The sequence below is a fragment of the Massilia sp. CT11-108 genome (assembly GCF_047302915.1).
GTDB lineage: Bacteria > Pseudomonadota > Gammaproteobacteria > Burkholderiales > Burkholderiaceae_D > Telluria > Telluria orientalis.
Genome location: NZ_JBKYMO010000001.1, coordinates 61,986 through 80,948 on the forward strand (window position 1 = coordinate 61,986; position 18,963 = coordinate 80,948).

At 64.4% G+C, this 18,963-nt stretch carries 13 protein-coding genes; 9 read left to right on the top strand and 4 right to left on the bottom strand.

Annotation, left to right across the window (positions count from 1 at the left end; genetic code table 11):
• The first annotated feature begins 13 nt into the window (after positions 1 to 13).
• Positions 14 to 2,317 carry a sensor histidine kinase gene (locus tag ACEN88_RS00270; RefSeq protein WP_413336838.1) on the top strand — a complete coding sequence of 768 codons (2,304 nt, stop codon included), beginning with the start codon at positions 14 to 16 and terminating at the stop codon, positions 2,315 to 2,317.
• Here ACEN88_RS00270 and ACEN88_RS00275 read toward each other — a convergent pair.
• A complete protein-coding gene (locus tag ACEN88_RS00275; RefSeq protein ID WP_413336839.1) occupies positions 2,314 to 3,288 on the bottom strand; it encodes a D-2-hydroxyacid dehydrogenase family protein in 975 nt (324 codons plus the stop codon). The genes ACEN88_RS00270 and ACEN88_RS00275 overlap by 4 nt on opposite strands.
• Positions 3,289 to 3,731: 443 nt before the next feature.
• Between ACEN88_RS00275 and ACEN88_RS00280 the strand changes: the two genes are divergently transcribed.
• The 3 genes from ACEN88_RS00280 (at position 3,732) to ACEN88_RS00290 (ending at position 7,543) form a co-directional block, all read left to right on the top strand.
• On the top strand, positions 3,732 to 5,597 hold the full coding sequence (locus ACEN88_RS00280) for a phosphoenolpyruvate carboxykinase (GTP) (protein WP_413336840.1): 1,866 nt from the start codon (positions 3,732 to 3,734) through the stop codon (positions 5,595 to 5,597).
• Between the two features lie 135 nt (positions 5,598 to 5,732).
• A complete protein-coding gene (locus ACEN88_RS00285) occupies positions 5,733 to 5,831 on the top strand; it encodes a DUF2256 domain-containing protein (protein ID WP_413336841.1) in 99 nt (32 codons plus the stop codon).
• A gap of 143 nt (positions 5,832 to 5,974) precedes the next feature.
• On the top strand, positions 5,975 to 7,543 hold the full coding sequence (locus tag ACEN88_RS00290) for a GH39 family glycosyl hydrolase (RefSeq protein WP_413336842.1): 1,569 nt from the start codon (positions 5,975 to 5,977) through the stop codon (positions 7,541 to 7,543).
• Positions 7,544 to 7,564: 21 nt separating this feature from the next.
• On the opposite strand, the gene ACEN88_RS00295 is transcribed toward ACEN88_RS00290, so the two are convergent.
• Both ACEN88_RS00295 and ACEN88_RS00300 read right to left on the bottom strand, forming a co-directional pair.
• Positions 7,565 to 8,947 (bottom strand): YfcC family protein, encoded by a 1,383-nt coding sequence (locus ACEN88_RS00295; protein ID WP_413336843.1) that lies wholly within the window; start codon positions 8,945 to 8,947, stop codon positions 7,565 to 7,567.
• A 1-nt stretch (position 8,948) separates the two neighbouring features.
• The gene (locus ACEN88_RS00300; protein ID WP_413336844.1) at positions 8,949 to 10,067 is read right to left on the bottom strand and encodes a succinylglutamate desuccinylase/aspartoacylase family protein; all 1,119 of its coding nucleotides are present in this window, start codon (positions 10,065 to 10,067) and stop codon (positions 8,949 to 8,951) included.
• Positions 10,068 to 10,218: 151 nt separating this feature from the next.
• Between ACEN88_RS00300 and ACEN88_RS00305 the strand changes: the two genes are divergently transcribed.
• From ACEN88_RS00305 to ACEN88_RS00320, 4 genes are all read left to right on the top strand, one after another.
• Positions 10,219 to 11,148: a MurR/RpiR family transcriptional regulator gene (locus ACEN88_RS00305; RefSeq protein WP_413336845.1), complete on the top strand. Its 930-nt coding sequence runs from the start codon at positions 10,219 to 10,221 to the stop codon at positions 11,146 to 11,148.
• Positions 11,149 to 11,181: 33 nt separating this feature from the next.
• Positions 11,182 to 13,932 (top strand): TonB-dependent receptor, encoded by a 2,751-nt coding sequence (locus tag ACEN88_RS00310; RefSeq protein WP_413336846.1) that lies wholly within the window; start codon positions 11,182 to 11,184, stop codon positions 13,930 to 13,932.
• Position 13,933: 1 nt separating this feature from the next.
• Positions 13,934 to 14,134, top strand: a complete 201-nt coding sequence (locus ACEN88_RS00315; protein ID WP_413336847.1) for a hypothetical protein — start codon at positions 13,934 to 13,936, stop codon at positions 14,132 to 14,134.
• Positions 14,135 to 14,276: 142 nt separating this feature from the next.
• The gene (locus ACEN88_RS00320; RefSeq protein ID WP_413336848.1) at positions 14,277 to 15,260 is read left to right on the top strand and encodes a cyanophycinase; all 984 of its coding nucleotides are present in this window, start codon (positions 14,277 to 14,279) and stop codon (positions 15,258 to 15,260) included.
• A gap of 38 nt (positions 15,261 to 15,298) precedes the next feature.
• Here the strand turns inward: ACEN88_RS00320 and uvrA are convergent, their stop codons facing one another.
• On the bottom strand, positions 15,299 to 18,145 hold the full coding sequence (gene uvrA / locus ACEN88_RS00325) for an excinuclease ABC subunit UvrA (protein ID WP_413336849.1): 2,847 nt from the start codon (positions 18,143 to 18,145) through the stop codon (positions 15,299 to 15,301).
• A gap of 470 nt (positions 18,146 to 18,615) precedes the next feature.
• Here uvrA and ssb point away from each other — a divergent pair.
• On the top strand, positions 18,616 to 18,963 hold a 348-nt coding region (ssb, locus tag ACEN88_RS00330), incomplete at its 3' end, for a single-stranded DNA-binding protein (RefSeq protein WP_413336850.1).

Sequence of the window (18,963 nt, forward strand, 5' to 3'; positions counted from 1 at the left end):
GTCGGATATGCCCGTGCTGGCCTGGCGTACCTTCCTTCTTTGCCTGCTGTTCACCTGCCTCTCCCTGTCCAACGCCCGGGCCGCCGGCGCGTCCGGCATGCCGGCGCTGCCGGAAGGCGTATCGGTTTTCGAAGATCCCACATCCGCGTTGACGGTCAGCCAGGTGGCCGCGCGGCTCGGTCATCCGCAAGACGGCTTCCTGCCCGCCACCAGGGAACGGCTCAATCCCGGATTTTCGCGGTCCGCATGGTGGCTGTACGTCACCGTGGCCAATCGCGACGACAGCAAGCATGCGCTCGTGCTGGCGCTGCAGGATCCGCGGGTCGACAGGGCGGATTTCTACATTGTTCAAAATGGTAAATGGACCGCCAGCTCCGTTTTTCCTCCCGCCAGCGCCGCCGCAAATGCGGCGCGCCCGCGTTATCCGTTGCTTGACCTGAGCCTCGCGCCGCACGACGAACTTTCCGTACTGGTTCGCATCTCGTCCCGCAAGCCGATACGCCTGCAGCCCGCGATCGTCACCTGGGCGGCCTGGCACGCCAACGAAGTGCGTGCAGCGTTGTGGGATGCCGCGCTTCTCGGCGGGTTCCTGGCGCTGACGTGGTGCGCATTGCTGATCGGGCTCTTTTCGCGCAGCGTCACCTTTCTGTTGCTGGCCATGGTGTCGCTCGGCACCGCCCTGTACGAGGCCGGCATCCGCGGATACCTGCGGACGTTCCTATTGCCGTCTGCGCCAGAGTGGGCGGCCCGCGGCGAAACCATGGCCGTCTATTTCGCGATCGCCTGCTTCATCCTGTTCGTCCTGAACATTTCGAACGGCGAGAAGATCCGCATACCCGTGCGCATTGCCTATCTGACGATATTCGCGTTCGAATGGGTTGGCATGGCCGGTGCGGCGTTTGGCGACCTGTATGTCTTTGTGCGGTTTTGTGCGGGGTTGAACGTCGCATTCGGTCTGTTGAATATTTGTCTTGCGCTTCTGCTTGCCAGACGCCGGACCCCGACCGGCCGCCTGATGCTTGTTACGGTGGTCTTCTCGTTTTTCAATTACGTGATACGAACCCTCGACGGGCACGATGCGCTGCCGTCGGCATTGCTTTGGCTGCACTCCGATATTTTCCCCAACCCTGTCATCGCGATCATCGGTCTTGCGACGAATCTTGTCGTGCTGGCGGCCTGGATCCATCACGTGGGCCGGCAACGCAATGAAGCGAAACAGCATCTGGAAGATCAACAGCGCACGGAACAGGCACGCCTGCGTGCGGAAGTCACCAAGCGCACGCTCGAACTCAATGAAGCCATGCATCAGGCGCAGGTCAATGTGCGGCAAAAGGTCGAGATTCTCGGCTATGTGAGCCACGACCTGCGCGCGCCCCTCTCCACGATCAATGGATACGCGAAACTCCTGCTCGAGACCGCGACCCAGCACCAGGCCAGGTTCATCCAGTTCATCGATCGCAGCGTCCATTATCAGCTCGCCCTGATCGATGAATTGCTCGAATTTACCAAAGCAGAACTGCAACCGCTCGATCTCGACCCGGAAGAAATCGATCTGCCCGCCTTCCTGGACGACATCAACAGTTTTGCCGTCGCGCTGTGCGCGCAGCAGAACAACCACTTCACCTGTCGCATGCTGACGGCGCTGCCGCGGACGGTGATCATCGACCGGACGCGTCTCCAGCAAGTGCTGCTGAACCTCCTGTCCAACGCATCGAAATTCACGCACGGCGGCCAGGTCACGCTGTCCGTCGACGCGCACGAGGAAGCCGGCGCCTGCCATATCGGTATCGAAGTCGCGGATACCGGCATCGGGTTCGACGTCGATGGAAAAACCGGACTTTTCCAGGCATTCCGGCAGGTGCACCCGACCGATGGCGGAACTGGACTGGGCCTGTTCATCGCCGACCGCATCATCCGATCCATGGGCGGCGCGCTGCGGGTATCGAGCCTGCCGGGCGCCGGGTCATCGTTCTCGTTCAGGGTCGCCGTGCGTCACCTTGGACCCATGCTCGTACCGCCCACGCACGTCGACCGAACGGCGGCGCCGGCGGCCGAAGCCACGGCGGTGGCGCTCCGTGTCCACGACAAGTCGTCTTGTCCGGAACCCGAAGCCCTCGACAAGCTGGCCGGATTTGCGCGCAACGGCCGTCTTACCGACATTGAACAATGGATCGAAACGTATGCGGCCCGTGCCGACCATGCGGACTTCCTCGAGGAGGTGCGACGTCGCATCGATGCGCTGGACTTCCGGGCCATCGAGGTGCTGGTCGAGGCATTGATATCGCCGCACGTCACGGTCGAGGACAGTGGCTCTTAACCATTCAGGATATTGGTCGGGTTCCCGTTTGCGAAGTTCACGACATTCTCGAACGCCGCCCGGAAATACAGTTCATAACTGTCGCGCTCGACATACCCGATGTGCGGCGTCGCCAGCACGGTCGGAATCTTCAAGATCGGCGCGTCGCCCGCCAGCGGTTCGCTGGTGAACACATCCAGTGCCGCATACCCCGGCCGTCCCTTGCGCAGCGCGGCCTCCAGCGCACCTTCTTCTACCAGTTCTGCACGGCTCGTGTTCACGAACAACGCGTCGCGCTTCATGCGCGCCAGGTCGTCGGCCTTGACGATGCCGCGCGTCGCATCGTTCAGCCGCAGGTGCACACTGACCACGTCGGCCTGCTCGAAGAACGCTTCACGCGTCGGCGCGGCCGTCAAACCGCCGGCGACCGCGGCGGCCCGGCTTTTCTCGCTGCCCCACACCATCACCTGCATGCCGAACGCCTGCGCATAGCCCGCGATCAGGTGTCCGATCTTGCCGTAGCCCCAGATCCCCAGCGTACGACCCTTCAGCACGCGGCCCAGGCCGTTGAGCTCGGGATTGATCGACGCCGTCTGCCACAACCCGTCCTTCAGGTTGTTGGCGTAGGGCACGATCTTGCGGCTGGCCGCCATGATCAGCGCCCACGTCAGTTCGGCCGGCGCGACCGGCGAGCCGACGCCTTCCGCGATCGCGACGCCGCGTTCGGTCGCGGCCGCCACGTCGATGTGTCCGGCGACCTTGCCCGTCTGCGACAGCAGCTTCAAATTGGGCAGCTTGGCCAGCAGCGCGCGCGGAAACGCGGTGCGTTCGCGGATCAGGACCAACGCGTCGAACGGTGCCAGGCGGATGGCCAGTTGGCCCAGGCCTCGGGTCGAACTGTTGAACACTTTGACCTCGTGGCCGTCCAACATGCGGAAGCATTCGAGGGTGCGGACGGCGTCTTGGTAATCGTCAAGGATCGCAATTTTCATGGATGTTAGCGGATGTTATCAGCAAGAAAGTAATGAAATGACAGAATTTGAACGTTAGGAAATAGCCTACTACATTACTCAACCAAAATTCCTACATTTTTGTTATTGAAGCATTTAAAACGCGTTTGTACGGGTGTAGAATCGACCAGAAATAAGAGCCAGAGATGTCAGACTGACATCATTTGCGGCCAGCAGCACACGTTCCAACCAGCCCGCCGGCCTCCGCGCACACGCGACCCCGGGCTGGCGACATGACCGCCGTAGCACCGAACCGTGAACCGCACGGCTTTCCAGGTGCGGGCCCACGAGGCCATCCTTGACGACGATCCTGCCGGGACAAGATTAACGGGATTCCGACCGCCGCGCGCATTGCAGGCCGCCGCCTCTGCCGCATCAAGGCCATCGGAATCGCCAGGGATTCTTAATTGGCATTGGAGGTATGTATGAACCAGCCCGTGATGGGCGGCGTCGCCGCACTGAACGTCCCAGCTTACATCAAGCACAATAAACTCATCAATTGGGTGGCCGAGATCGCGGCCCTCACGAAGCCCGACGCCATCTACTGGTGCGACGGCTCCGAAGAAGAGTACGACCGCCTGTGCGCACAGATGGTCGAAGCCGGCACGATGAAGCGCCTGAACCCGGAGAAGCGCCCGAACTCGTACCTGGCCTGCTCCGACCCGAGCGACGTCGCGCGTGTCGAAGACCGCACCTTCATCTGCTCGGCCACGAAGGAGCAGGCGGGTCCGACCAATAACTGGACCGACCCGAACGAGATGCGCCAGACCCTGAACGGCCTGTTCGACGGCTGCATGGCGGGCCGCACGATGTACGTCGTGCCGTTCTCGATGGGCCCGCTGGGCTCGCCGATCGCGCACATCGGCGTGGAACTGTCCGATTCGCCGTATGTCGCCGTCAACATGCGCATCATGACCCGCATGGGCAAGGCCGTGTACGACGTGCTGGGCAGCGACGGCGATTTCGTGCCGTGCGTGCACACCGTCGGCATGCCGCTGCAGGCGGGCCAGCAGGACGTGCGCTGGCCGTGCAACGCGACCAAGTACATCGTGCACTATCCGGAAACGCGCGAGATCTGGTCGTTCGGCTCGGGCTACGGCGGCAATGCGCTGCTGGGCAAGAAATGCTTCGCGCTGCGCATCGCCTCCAACATGGGTTACCAGGACGCGCAGCAGGGCGGTCCGGGCTGGCTGGCCGAGCACATGCTGATCCTGGGCGTGGAATCGCCGCAGGGCGACAAGAAATACGTCGCGGCCGCGTTCCCGTCGGCCTGCGGCAAGACGAACTTCGCGATGCTGATCCCGCCCGCCGGCTTCGAAGGCTGGAAGGTCACGACCATCGGTGACGACATCGCCTGGATCAAGCCGGGTGCCGACGGCAAGCTGTACGCCATCAACCCGGAAGCGGGCTATTTCGGCGTCGCCCCGGGCACGAACGAAAAGACCAATCCGAACTGCATGGCCTCGCTGCGCGAAAACGTCATCTTCACGAACGTGGCGCTGACCGACGACGGCGACGTGTGGTGGGAAGGCATGACCAAGGAAGCCCCGGCGCACCTGATCGACTGGCAGGGCAAGGACTGGACCCCGGCGTCCGGCACCAAGGCCGCGCACCCGAACGCGCGCTTCACGGTGGCCGCCACGCAGAACCCGGTGATCGACCCGGCATGGGACGATCCGGCCGGCGTGCCGATCTCGGCCTTCATCTTCGGCGGCCGCCGCTCGACGACGGTGCCGCTGGTGACGGAAGCCCGCAACTGGACGGAAGGCGTGTACATGGCCGCCACGATGGGTTCGGAGACGACGGCAGCCGCCGCCGGCCAGATGGGCATCGTCCGCCGCGACCCGTACGCCATGCTGCCGTTCATCGGCTACAACATGAGCGACTACTTCCAGCACTGGCTCAACCTGGGCCAGAAAGTCGCCGACAAGAACCCGCAAGCGCTGCCGAAGATCTTCTGCGTTAACTGGTTCCGCACCGATGACAACGGCAAGTTCGTATGGCCGGGCTACGGCGACAATATGCGCGTGCTGAAGTGGATCCTGGACCGCAGCCAGGGCCAGGCCGGCGGCGTCGAGCACATGTTCGGCACCACCCCGACCTACGGCGACCTGAACTGGACCGGCATCGAGTTCACGTCCGAACAGTTCACCATGATCACGTCGATCGACAAGGATGCATGGCGTGAAGAACTGAAGCTGCACAGCGAACTGTTCGACAAGCTGGCTTACCGCCTGCCGCAGGAACTGGTCGCGACCAAGCAGCAGCTGGAGAAGCGCCTGGCCGAGTAAGGCTGCCGCGGAGAAACACAGGCGAGGAGACGACGGCCGCACACACGACGATGCGGCCGCGACAAAATGGAAAAGGACAGGTCTGGTGGCCTGTCCTTTTTTCATTGGCTCATCGTGTCGTACTAGTCGGAAATATTGCAACTAACCGACTTTGACGCGGGCGCTCAGTGGAAGCGCGACTGGGACCAGGTGAAATACTGTTCCGAGTGCTGCCGCCGCGCATCGCCTCCGTAACCAAATAAACCCATCGCCTTACGCGAAATCATTTCGTTTTTGATTTTACTAAATCACGCATATCCACTATCCTGTCGTCAACTCGCACTGTTAGCGCAAACATTGTGGATATAAGCGAGCTTCGACGTAAAAGGACAATAGACATGAGACAACGCCGCACTGTGCTGCGCGCCGCTCTGGCGCTGGCTTTCACCACCCCATTCGCATTGCCGGCCATGGCCGCCGACGCCGCGCGCCAGATCGTCATCGATGCGAAGGCGCCGACCGTCGCGCGCGACCATGCCGCCGACCTGTCGGTGGGTTCCGATTACCCGGGCACGCTGATCCGCGACGACAGCCTGGCCCAGTTGAAGATCGCGAAGGATGAGCTGGGCTTCCGCTACATCCGCTTCCACGGCATCTTCCACGACGTGCTGGGCACGTTCAAGGTCGTCGACGGCAAGCCCGTGTACAACTGGACGAAGATCGACTACCTGTACGACAAGCTGCTGGGCATGGGCATCAAGCCGTTCGTCGAGCTGGGCTTCACGCCGGAAGCGATGAAGACGTCGGACAACAGCATCTTCTACTGGAAGGGCAATACCTCGCACCCGAAACCGGAACTGTGGGCCGGCCTCGTCGACGCCTTCGTGCGCCACGTGCAGCAGCGCTACGGCAACGAAGAAGTGCGCACCTGGTTCTTCGAAGTGTGGAACGAGCCGAACCTGGACGGTTTCTGGGAAAAGGCCGACCAGAAGGCCTACTTCGACCTGTATGACGTGACCGCGAAGACCATCAAGGCGATCGACCCGACGCTGCGCGTGGGCGGTCCGGCGACGGCCGGTGCGGCCTGGGTGCCGGAATTCCTCGCGCACACGCAGAAGAGCGGCGCCGCGGTCGACTTCATCGCCACGCACACGTACGGCGTGGACGGCGGCTTCCTGGACGAGAACGGCCAGGGCGACCAGAAGCTGTCGCCGTCGCCGGACGGCATCGTCGGCGACGTGCGCAAGGTCCGCAAGGAGATCGAAGCGTCGTACCTGCCCAAGCTGCCGCTGTATTTCACGGAATGGAGCACGAGCTACAACCCGCGCGACCTCGTGCACGATTCGTACATCAGTGCCGCCTACATCCTCTCGAAGCTGAAGGCGACGGAAGGCATCGCGCAGGGCATGAGCTACTGGACCTATACGGACCTGTTCGAAGAACCGGGTCCGCCGACCGCGCCGTTCGAAGGCGGCTTCGGCCTGATGAACCCGCAGGGCATCCGCAAACCGGCCTGGTTCGCCTACAAGTACATGAACGAGCTGGGCGACCAGCAGGTGCAGACCACCGACAAGCAAAGCTGGGTGACGAAGGATGCGAACGGTGTGCAGGTGCTGGCATGGGACTTCCAGACGCCGGACATGGGCAAGAAGACCAACCGCCCGTTCTTCGGCGCCGTCCAGCCGACGAAGAACGCCACGCCTTTGACGCTGTCGCTGAAGGGCATGAAGCCGGGCACGTATAACGTCCAGGTGTACCGCACGGGCTTCAAGGCCAATGACGCGTACACGGCCTACATCGAGATGGGCAAGCCGAAAACCCTGGCGGCCGACCAGCTCGCGAAGCTGCAGGCGCTGACGGTGGACAAGCCCGAGACGCGCACCGTGAAGGTCGCGGCGAACGGCACCGCGAACGTGCAGGTGCCGATGCGCGCGAACGACGTGGTGCTGGTGAAGATCGCGAAGTAACCTGACCAGGTAATGCGCGGCTCAGCCCCACTGCATCAGGCAGGGGGGTATGAGCAGCACGAGGGCCAGCACGAGGTAGATCAGCTGCAGCGGGATCATCCACCTGGCCCACGTGATCCACGGCACGCGCGCGAGCGCGAGCACGCCGACCGTGATGCCGGACGTCGGGATCATCGGCGTCGACAATTCTCCGAGCTGAAAAGCGAGGATCGCGGTCTGGCGCGTCACGCCCACCAGGTCCGCGAGCGGCGCCATGATCGGCATCGTCAGCGCGGCCTGGCCCGTGCCCGAGTGGATGAAGAAGTTGATCACCGACTGGATCAGGTACATCTTCTGCGCCGCGAACACGGGATGGCTCGACTGCACGAGCGGCATCAGCCCGTGCAGCATCGTGTCGATGATGTGGGCGTCGCGCGCGAGGATCATCGTGCCGCGCGCGATCGCGATCACGAGCGCCGTCGGTGCCAGGTCTTTCGCGCCCTGCATGAAGGCCGCCACCCAGTTGTCGGGTCCCAGCCGCCCGACGATGCCCACGACGATCGCCATGGATAAGAACAGCGCCGCGATCTCGTCGATGTACCAGTCGAATTTCACCACGCCGATCACCATCGCCGCCAGCGACAGCGCGAAGATCGCCAGCACCGCCTTGTGCCGGCCCGTCATGCGGTCGAGGCCAATGTGCGCCGGCTGTTCCTGGCGCCGCGACTGGTCCAGCACGTAGGTCGGGCTCAATGTCGGGTTCTGCTTCACGCGCGCCGCGTACCACATCAGGAACAGGATCGTGACGGACGTCGTCGCCACCCACACGATCAGGCGATACCCGATCCCCGAAAACACGGGCACGCCCGCGATGCCCTGCGCGATGCCGACGTTGAACGGATTGAGGAAGGCGGCGCCGAAGCCGGCCTGCGAACCGAGGAAGGGGATCGACACGCCGGTGATGGTGTCGTAGCCGAGCGCCAGCGCCAGCGGCACGAAGATCAGCACGAACGGGATCGCCTCCTCGTTCATGCCGAACGTGGCGCCGCCCAGCGAGAACAGGGTGACGAAGACGGGAATCAGCGCGGCGCGCACGAGCGCCGAGTGCTCGTGCATGCGGGCGATCGAGCGGATGCCCGTGTCGATCGCGTCGGTCTTCTGCACGACGGCGAACGCGCCGCCGACGACCAGCACGAAGCCGATGATCTGCGCCGCCTCCACGAAGCCCTTGATGGGCGCCTTCATCAGCGCAACGAGGCCTTGGGGCGCGCTCTCGACATAGTGGAACGAGGCCGGGTCGATGAGCTGCTTGCCGTTCACGAGGTGCGTGTCGTACTTGCCGCCGGGGATGAACCACGTCGCGAGCGCGATCAGTGCGAGGATCGCGAACAGCAGCACGAAGGTATTGGGGATTCGCAGGCGCATGTTATTGGCTTAAAAGTGAACCCGAACGGAAGGGCGTCGTCCCCGCGATCTTACAGATGTGCATCCCGCGCAGCAGGTGGCGGTGTGCGGTGCTCGCGAACAGCAGGCCGTTGCGGCTCACATGCACGGTCGCCGTGGCGCCGGTGACCGGGTTGACGATGTCGGCGACGGCGTCGCCGGCCTTTACTTCGTCGCCCAGCGCCTTCAGGAACACGAGCACGCCCGTCTGCGGCGCATGCAGGGGCTCCACGGCTTCCAGCGGCGACGCCGCGCACCGCGGCGCGGGCAGGGCGTCGTGCGGGATGTCGACGATGCCTTCGCGCGCGAGGAACTGCAGCAGCGCGTGCGCATCCTGCTCCGCGTAATCGTAGCGCACGTCCATCTCGCCGCGCAGTTCGACCGTGACGGCGGCGCAGGCGGGCGGAATCGGGATCGACGGTCCGAAGTGCGCGGCCAGGTCCCACCACAGCCGGCTGCACGCCTCGTCGAACGGCTCGCCACCCGAACCGGCGGACAGCAGGTAGGCGCGCGCGCCGAGCAGCGTCGCCAGCGGTGCCACGCGGTCCGCCAGCGCGGGACCGGTATAGACATGCAGCAGCGCCTCGTTGTCGCAATGCAGATCGAGCACGATGTCGGCGTCGATCGCCATCTCCAGCAGCGTTTTTTTCAATACCTGCGTTGCATCCGTCGGTTCCCACCGTTCGACGGCGGCGCGTGCCTCGGCGCGGATCGCGGCCACGTTCGCGGCCGCATCCGGCCCGAGCCGGCCGGCCAGCGTGTCTTTCAATTCGCCGGCGACGTGGCGGAAGGCGCGGTTGAAATTGGTACCTGTGCCCAGGTCGAAGCGCCCGAACGGCGCGCCGTGCACGATCTGCGACAGCCCGATCGGATTCGCGGCCGGTACGAGGATCACCTCACCATGGATGCGGCCCGCCGCATCGAGTTGCTCCAGTTCGCGCCGCAGGACGTGCGCGACGAGCATCGCGGGCACCTCGTCCGCGTGCAGCGACGCCTGGATATAGACCTTGCTACCGCTGCCCGCGCGGCCGTAGTGGTACGACGTGAGCTGGTAGCTGGCGACGCCCGGTTCGGTCGCGATCGGATGGGTCTTCGTATGCATGCGGACGTGTCTCCTGGCGTCGGTCTGCGGCCGATTATGTATGAATTTTTACACAACGTAAATCGATGAAAGATTATTTTCAAAATGTTGTTGAGTTGAGCGCTGTAACTGTTTTACATTAAAAAACATTAACTCATTGACATCCGGTCACATGACTTCTGCCGTCCCGTCCAGCGCTTCGCCCGACATCGGTTTCGCCGAATCTTCGCTCGGCCAGTCGCTGCTGCGGGTGCTGGCGGAAGGCTCGGCGTCGAACCGCGCGATCGCGGATTACGTGCTGCGCAACCAGGTGCGCGTGACGGCGCTCGGCATCGAGGAACTGGCCGACGCGTGCGCCGTGTCGACGGCGACCATCAGCCGCTTTGCGCGCGACCTCGGTTTCAGGAATTACGCGGCGATGCGCGGCGCGGTGGCGGAGACGCTGCAATCGGTGTTGCAGCCCGTCGAAAAGCTGCGCAGCACGATCGCGCGCCGCGCCGCGAAAGCGTCGCCGGCGCTGGAAAGCCTCGGTTATGCGGAAGCGGCCATCACGGCCACGAGCCGCGCGCTGTCCGGCACGCAGATCGACCGCGTCGGCGCCGTGCTCACGAAGGCGCGCACCGTGTACGTGCTGGGGTTCGGCCTGTCGTCGTTCCTCGCGGGCGCGCTCGCGATGCACTTGCAGCCGTTCTGCCGCCACGTCGTCGAGGCGGCGGCGAGCGGCGGCACGGAAGTCGCGGCCAGTCACCTCGCGACCATCACCGACAAGGACGTGCTGGTCGTGATCTCGCTGCCGCGTTACACGCTGGACGCCGCGTCGCTGACCCGGTTCGCGCGCGATGCCGGCGCGACCATCGTCTCCATCACCGATTCGCCGGCGTCGCCGCTCGCCGAACTGGGGCATCACGTGCTGTACGCGCACAGCACGCACCCGGTGCTGCCCAGCAGTTCGAGCGCCGCGCTGGCCGTCATCGAGGCGCTGGCCGTGTCGCTGATGACGTCCAACAAGGCCAACGTGGCCAAGGCGGCCCGTCACACCGAGGCGATCGCCGCGTATCTCTACGGTGAACACCAGATTCGCAAGCTCGTCAAAAAAACCTGAGTCACCACAAGACACCAAGAGGGAGAGCACCGCATGACCAAGCACATTTCGAGAGCCCTGCAACCGACCATACTGGCGGCGGCCGTCGCCGTCTTGACGTCGCAGCACGCCACCGCGCAAACGCAGACGCAGGCGGACGAACCGAAGATGCACCGCGTGGAGATCACCGGCTCGTCGATCAAGCGCATCGACACCGAGACCGCGCTGCCCGTGCAGCTGATCTCGCGCGAGGACATCGAGAAGATGGGCGCGACCACGGCCGCGGAACTGGTCAAGAACATCAGCGCGAACACGGCGCCGGTGACGGACGGCCCGAGCATCACGGACGGCACGTCCGGCCAGCGCGGCCTGAACGGTGCCAACCTGCGCGGCCTCGGCGTGTCGTCGACGCTGATCCTGCTGAACGGCCGCCGTCTCGCCAACTTCGCGTCGCCCGGCGACAACTCGGGCGTCGATCTCAATAACATCCCGGCCGGCGCGATCCAGCGCGTCGAGGTGCTGAAGGATGGCGCATCGGCGATCTACGGGACCGATGCCATCGGCGGTGTGATCAACTTCATCACGCGCAAGGACTACACGGGCATCGACCTGGCCGCGTCGGCCGCGGGCACGCAGCAGGGCGGGGCGGGCAAGAAGACGCTGAGCCTCAGCGGCGGCACGGGCGATTTGACCACCGACCGCTTCAACGTGTTCGGCGTGCTCGACATCCAGCAGCTCGACCGCCTGCGTTCGGGCCAGCGCCGCTTCATTTCCGAGCATCCGCTCGCGACGACGCTGCCGGCGCAGATGTCCAGCAACACCTTCCCGGCGAATATCGACATCTCGGCCGCGCAGCGTGCCGCGTTGATCGGCGCGGGCCTGCTGCCGGCCGGCAGCCGTGCGAGCCGCGTCAACCCGAGCGCGCCGAAGTGCAATCCGCCCGCCACCGTGTATGCCGAGAAGGGGCCGGGCGGCGTGGCCGGCTGCAGCTACGACTACATGGAAGACACGGAGATCTATCCGGACTCGCGCAAGATCGGCTTCATCGGCCGCGCGACCTTCCAGCTCGATCCGGACAACCAGCTGTTCGCGGAGCTGGTGCAGACGCAGGCCAAGACCAAATACGTGCTGTCGCCGAACCCGGTGTCGACCCTGCGCAACCTGCCCGTCAGCATCCTGCCGGAGGCATACCGCAACGCACTGTCGGCGCCCGGCCTGCCCGCCACGGTCAACCGGATCCGCTACCGAATGGCGGAAGCGGGCAACCGCACCAACGACGTGACGAGTACCGGCCAGCGCCTGCTGCTGGGTGCCACGGGCACCCTGGGCGGCTGGGACTACGACGTGGCGCTGGGCCGCGCCGAGAACAAGGCCATCGACAAGTACGTCGACGGCTACTTCCTGTACGACCAGTTCGAGGCCGGCGTGCGTTCGGGCGCGATCAACCCGTTCGGGCCGTCGTCGCAGGCCGGCCGGGACCTCATCAACAAGATCCGGGTCAACGACGAAGCACGCAATGCGAAGGGCGTGTCGACTTCCCTCGACGGCAAGATGTCGCGCTCCCTGACGACGCTGGCCGGCGGCGACCTGGCGCTGGCTGTCGGCGGCGAACTGCGCCACGAACACCAGACGTTCAGGCCGTCGGACCTGCTGCGCTCGAATAACATCCAGGGGGACCGCGACAGCACCATTCCGGCCGGCGAGCTGGCCGACGTCGAGACGGCGGACAACACGAGAAAAGTGGCCTCCGTGTTCACCGAGGTGGTCGCGCCGTTCACCAAGGAACTCGAGATGCAGTTCGCGGTGCGCTACGACCACTACAGCGAAGTGGGCAACACGACCAATCCGAAGATCGGCCTGCGCTGGCAGCCGATGCAGTCGCTGCTGGTGCGCGCGTCCGCGGGCACGGGCTTCCGCGCGCCGTCGCTGTCGGACTTGAAGCGCCCGACGATCTTCGGCACGACGGCCGGCATCCTGACCGACCCGCAGTGCGTGAAGCAGGAAGGCAGCATCGACACGTGTACCGACCAGTGGAACGTGGAACGCCGCTCGAATCCGGACCTGAAGCCGGAAAAATCGCGCGAGTTCTCGCTGGGCGTCGTGTTCGAACCTGTTAAACGCACGAGTCTCTCGATCGACTACTGGAACATCGAGAAGCGCGACGTGATCAGCACCCTGGGCGAACAGGTCATCATCGAAAACCCGGCAGCGTACAACGGCAAGTACATCCAGCGCGACGAGGACGGCTTCATCTCCAACATCCTGCTGATGAAGGAAAACCAGGGCAAGCTCAGGACGTCGGGCTTCGACATCGCCGGCGACTGGCGTTCCGAGCGCGGACCGTGGGGCCGCTTCGGCGTGAACCTGTCCGGCACGCTGATCCTGCATTACGACCGCCAGTTCGGTCCGCAGGAACCGTTCCGCACGAACCTGGGCGTGTTCCTGAACGACCAGGCGATCCAGAAGTGGCGCCACCGCGTGAACTTCGAGTGGGACAACGGCCCGGTCACGCTCACGCTGGCGAACCAGTACTCGATGGGCTACACGGACCAGAACACGACCTACGACCCGTACACGGACACGCTGCTGGCGCCGAACCACGTGAAGTACTACTCGCTGTGGGACTTGACGGGCAGCTGGACGATCAGCAAGCAGCTCAAGGTGCGCGCGGGCGTCCTGAACATGTTCAACGCGGATCCGCCGTTCTCGAACCAGGCCTGGTTCTTCCTGGCCGGGTACGACCCGAGCTACACGGACCCGCGCGGCCGCAGCGCGTTCGTGAGCGTGAACTACTCGTTCCGCTGACATGCTGAAGAAACTGGGTGTCGCGCTGGCGCTGGCGGTATGCGCCGGCGCGGTGATGGCGGCCGACGCCGGGCCGCCGAAAGGATCGCTGGTCATCATCGGCGGCGGCCTGCGCGTCAACAACGCCGAGGTGTGGGAGAAGATCGTCGCGCTGGCGGGCGGGAAGGGCGCGCGCCGTAGCGGTTCAGCGCGTCCACCGTGAGCTGGGCTTCCTTCGCGGGCGTCTGCGCGGCCGTCGGGAGCACGGCGATGCGCGCGCCCTTCCCGCCCGCCAGCGCGACGATCTTCTCCCACACCTCGGCGTTGTTGACGCGCAGACGCCCGCGAAGGAAGCCCAGCTCACGGTGGACGCGCTGAACCGCTACGGCGCGCGCGCGTTCGTCGTCCCGGTCGCGCCCATGCTGGCCGGGACGGACGTGCGCAAGGCCGCGGACGATCCAGCGCTGGCCGACGCGATCCGCAAGGCCGGCGGCGCGTTCTTCACGGGCGGAGATCAAGCCCGCATCACGGGTTCGCTGCGGCGTGCGGACGGCAGCAACACGGCCGTGCTGGACGCGTTGTGGGCGCTGTACCGGCGCGGCGGCGTCGTCGCGGGCACGAGCGCCGGTGCGGCCATCATGAGCAGCACCATGTTCTACGACCCGCCGCTGGAAGTGATGCCCGTGCTGAAGAACGGCGTGGCGGACGGCAAGGACGTGGCGCCGGGCCTCGGCTTCGTCGGCGACGACGTCTTCGTCGACCAGCACCTGCTCGCGCGCGGGCGCTTCGGCCGCATGCTGCCCGCGATGCTGGCCAAGGGTTATACGCTGGGACTGGGCATCGACGAGAACACGGCGGCCGTCGTGGGACCGTCGCGCGACGTGACGGTGATCGGCTACCGCGGCGCGCTCGTGCTCGATCTGGCCGGGGCCACGACGGACAAATCGAAGCCGGGATTCAATCTCGCCAATGCACGCATCAGCTACCTGGACAGCGGCGACCGGTTCAACCTGGCCACGCGGACGTACACGCCGGGACCGGGCAAGGAGCCCGTGGACCGGCAGTACGTCGAGCACCGCGCGCCGATCTTTTATACGGACATCCTCGGCAACACGGCGGTCGCGGACCTGCTCGAGAAACTGGTGGACAGCGATCTGCAGCGGGCCGTCGGCGTGGCGTTCGAAGGGCCGGACAGCCAGTCGCCGGACCGCGGCTTCGAGTTCACGTTCACGCGCGTGCCGGACACCGCGGAATACGTGACCAACCGCGAGGATGCGTATTCGATCTACCGGATCCGGATGGACGTGCGGCCGGTGCGGGTGCACCAGCCGTTTTATACGGTGGAGTAGCAAGACTGTCGTTCCCGCCTGCGCGGGGACGACGTGGGTTACTTGAGCAGCGGTTTCAAGTATTTGCCGGTCACGCTGTCCGGATTGTCGGCCACGTCTTCCGGCGTGCCGTGCGCGACGATCGTGCCGCCGCCCGCGCCGCCTTCCGGACCCAGGTCGACGATCCAGTCCGCCGTCTTGACGACGTCCAGGTTGTGCTCGATGATGACGAGCGTGTTGCCCTGGTCGCGCAGGCGGTGGATCACCTTCAGCAGCAGGTCGATGTCGGCGAAGTGCAGTCCGGTCGTCGGCTCGTCGAGGATGTACAGCGTGCGGCCGGTATCGCGCTTGGACAGTTCCAGCGACAGTTTCACGCGCTGCGCCTCGCCGCCCGACAAGGTGGTCGCGCTCTGGCCCAGCTTGATGTAGCCGAGACCCACGTCCAGCAGCGTGTGCAGCTTGCGAGCGATGACCGGCACCGGCTTGAAGAACTCGTGCGCATCCTCGACCGTCATGTCCAGCACTTCGGTGATGTTCTTGCCCTTGTACTGGACTTCCAGCGTCTCGCGGTTGTAGCGCTTGCCGTGGCAGACGTCGCAAGGCACGTACACGTCCGGCAGGAAGTGCATCTCGACCTTGATCACGCCATCGCCCTGGCACGCCTCGCAGCGGCCGCCCTTCACGTTGAACGAGAAGCGGCCCGCGGAATAACCGCGTTCCTTCGCGGTCGGCACCGTCGCGAACAGGTCGCGGATCGGCGTGAACACGCCCGTGTACGTGGCCGGGTTCGAACGCGGCGTGCGGCCGATCGGCGCCTGGTCGACCGAGATCACCTTGTCGAAGTGTTCCAGGCCGTGGATCGCCTCGTGCGGCGCCGGTTCCGTCTGCGAACCGTACAGGTGGCGCGACAGGGCCGGGTACAGCGTATCGTTCACGAGCGTCGACTTGCCGGAACCCGACACGCCCGTCACGCACGTCAGCAGGCCTACCGGCAGCTCCAGCGACACGTTTTTCAGGTTGTTGCCGGTCGCGCCCGTGATGACGAGCTGGCGGTCCGGGTCGGCCTGCGTGCGCTTCTTCGGCACGTGGATCTTCTTCTTGCCCGACAGGTAAGCCGCCGTCAGCGACTCCTTGCTCTTCATGATGTCCTTGAGCGAGCCTTCGGCGATCACGGCGCCGCCGTGCACCCCCGCGCCCGGACCCATGTCGACGATGTAGTCCGCCGTGCGGATCGCATCTTCGTCGTGTTCCACCACGAGCACGCTGTTGCCGATGTCGCGCAGGTGCTTCAGCGTGGCGATCAGGCGGTCGTTGTCGCGCTGGTGCAGGCCGATCGACGGCTCGTCGAGCACGTACATCACGCCCGTCAGGCCGGAACCGATCTGCGACGCGAGGCGGATGCGCTGCGCTTCGCCGCCCGACAGGGTGTCGGCGCTGCGGTCCAGCGACAGGTAATCGAGGCCGACGTCGTTCAGGAATTTCAGGCGCGCGACGATTTCCTTGATCACGCGCTCGGCGATGTCCTTCTTCGCGCCCGTCAGTTTCAGGTCGTCGAAGTAGGTCAGGCAGTCGCGCAGCGGCGTCTTCGCGACTTCATAGATGGCGCGCTGCTGCTTGCCATTGCCGATCTTGACGTAGCGCGCTTCCGTGCGCAGGCGCGCGCCGCCGCACGACGGGCACTCCTTCTCGTTGATGAACTTCGCCAGCTCTTCCTTCACCGCCATCGAATCCGTCTCGCGGTAGCGGCGCTGCAGGTTGTTGACGACGCCTTCGAACGTGTGCTCGCGCATCACCGTGCGGCCACGCTCGTTCACGTACGCGAACGGCACCGACGTCTTGCCGGAGCCGAACAGCACGACGTCCTGCGCGGACTTCGGCAGCTGCTCGAACGGCTTGTCGAGGTCGAAGCCGTAGTGCGACGCGAGGCTCGTCAGCATCTGGTAGTAGAACTGGTTGCGGCGATCCCAGCCCTTCACGGCGCCGGACGCCAGCGACAGGTTCGGGAACGCGACGATGCGCTTCGGATCGAAGAACTCGATATGGCCCAGGCCATCGCATTCCTGGCAGGCGCCCATCGGGTTATTGAAGGAGAACAGGCGCGGCTCCAGCTCCTGCAGCGAATAGCCGCAGACGTTGCACGCGAACTTGTTCGAGTAGATGTGCTCCTTCTCCGTGTCCATCTCGTACGCGACGGCGCGGCCGTCCGCGATGCGCAGCGCGGTCTCGAAGCTTTCGGCCAGGCGCTGCTTGATCTCGGCATTCACCTTGATGCGGTCGATGACGACGTCGATCGTGTGCTTTTCCGTCTTCTTGAGTTTCGGCAGGTCGTCCACGTCGTAGATCTTGGCTGCGTGCGTGCCGCTCTGGATGCGGAAGCGGACGAAGCCCTGCGCCTGCATCGCTTCGAACAGGTCGCCGTGCTCGCCCTTGCGGTTCGCCACGACGGGCGCCAGGATCATCAGCTTGGTCCCTTCCGGCATGCCCAGCACGGCATCGACCATCTGCGACACGGTCTGCGCGGCCAGCGGCTCTTCCGGGTGATCCGGGCAGTAGGGCGTGCCGACGCGCGCGTACAGCAGGCGCAGGTAGTCGTGGATCTCGGTGACGGTGCCGACGGTCGAGCGCGGGTTGTGCGACGTCGCCTTCTGCTCGATGGAGATGGCGGGCGACAGGCCCTCGATCATGTCGACGTCCGGCTTTTCCATCAGCTGCAGGAACTGGCGCGCATAGGCCGACAGCGATTCGACGTAGCGGCGCTGGCCTTCGGCATACAGCGTGTCGAAGGCGAGCGACGACTTACCGGAACCCGACAGGCCGGTGATCACGATCAGCTTGTTGCGCGGCAGGTCGAGGTTGATGTTCTTGAGATTGTGCGTGCGGGCGCCGCGGATACGGATTTCTTCCATTGTTGTTTGAAGGCTTTCGAATGGTTGCGGGGCCGGCGCACGAATGGCACAGGTGAGCGGGCCGAACGGGAAAGCACACTAGTTTACCTGTTTTTATTTACAGTGGTATGCCGACCCTCGAAAAAGTCTGCGAGGCTTAACAGCATGATATGACGACCTGTCAAGATCTGCCGTTCCGGTATAACGTGCGCGTGTCGTATGTGGTCCGGGAGCGGGGCAATTCAATGGCAGACTCACCAGAAAACAGAAAAAATTTTCGGTGGTCCTATTGATGCATATCTCTTCCAAAATGGGCACTTTGGCCCCATCTACGAGGTCTGATCGGGTGCTGCGACCCGGGTGTCCGGTCAGTGCGGAACCAGTTGCTTTATGAGGCAACTGACCAGCATAATAGCGGACGCAATATCAACAGTTTCCCTCACGCTTAGTCTTCATGCAGAGTCAGGGATCATCCAAAGGAGCTTTACAAAATGGCATCAGTTAACAAGGTCATCATCGTCGGCAATCTCGGCCGCGATCCGGAAATCCGCTACATGCCGAGCGGCGACGCCATCGCCAACATCGCGGTGGCCACGTCCTACAAATCGAAGGACAAGAACACCGGCGAGCAGAAAGAGCTGACCGAGTGGCACCGCATCTCGTTCTTCGGCCGCCTCGCCGAAATCGTCGGCCAGTACCTGAAAAAGGGTTCGTCGGTCTACGTGGAAGGCCGCCTGCAGACCCGCAAGTACACCGACAAGGACGGCATCGAGCGCTACGCCACCGACATCATTGCTGAAAACATGCAGATGCTGGGCGGCCGCCAGGGCATGGGCGGC

Excerpts from the sequence above, each read along its gene's own strand:
- ACEN88_RS00315 (WP_413336847.1), top strand. The coding sequence starts at position 13,934 with ATGCTGAAGAAACTGGGTGTCGCGCTGGCGCTGGCGGTATGCGCCGGC.
- ACEN88_RS00280 (WP_413336840.1), top strand. The coding sequence starts at position 3,732 with ATGAACCAGCCCGTGATGGGCGGCGTCGCCGCACTGAACGTCCCAGCT.
- ACEN88_RS00290 (WP_413336842.1), top strand. The coding sequence starts at position 5,975 with ATGAGACAACGCCGCACTGTGCTGCGCGCCGCTCTGGCGCTGGCTTTC.
- ACEN88_RS00300 (WP_413336844.1), bottom strand. The coding sequence starts at position 10,067 with ATGCATACGAAGACCCATCCGATCGCGACCGAACCGGGCGTCGCCAGC.
- ACEN88_RS00310 (WP_413336846.1), top strand. The coding sequence starts at position 11,182 with ATGACCAAGCACATTTCGAGAGCCCTGCAACCGACCATACTGGCGGCG.
- uvrA (WP_413336849.1), bottom strand. The coding sequence starts at position 18,145 with ATGGAAGAAATCCGTATCCGCGGCGCCCGCACGCACAATCTCAAGAAC.
- ACEN88_RS00275 (WP_413336839.1), bottom strand. The coding sequence starts at position 3,288 with ATGAAAATTGCGATCCTTGACGATTACCAAGACGCCGTCCGCACCCTC.
- ACEN88_RS00295 (WP_413336843.1), bottom strand. The coding sequence starts at position 8,947 with ATGCGCCTGCGAATCCCCAATACCTTCGTGCTGCTGTTCGCGATCCTC.
- ACEN88_RS00305 (WP_413336845.1), top strand. The coding sequence starts at position 10,219 with ATGACTTCTGCCGTCCCGTCCAGCGCTTCGCCCGACATCGGTTTCGCC.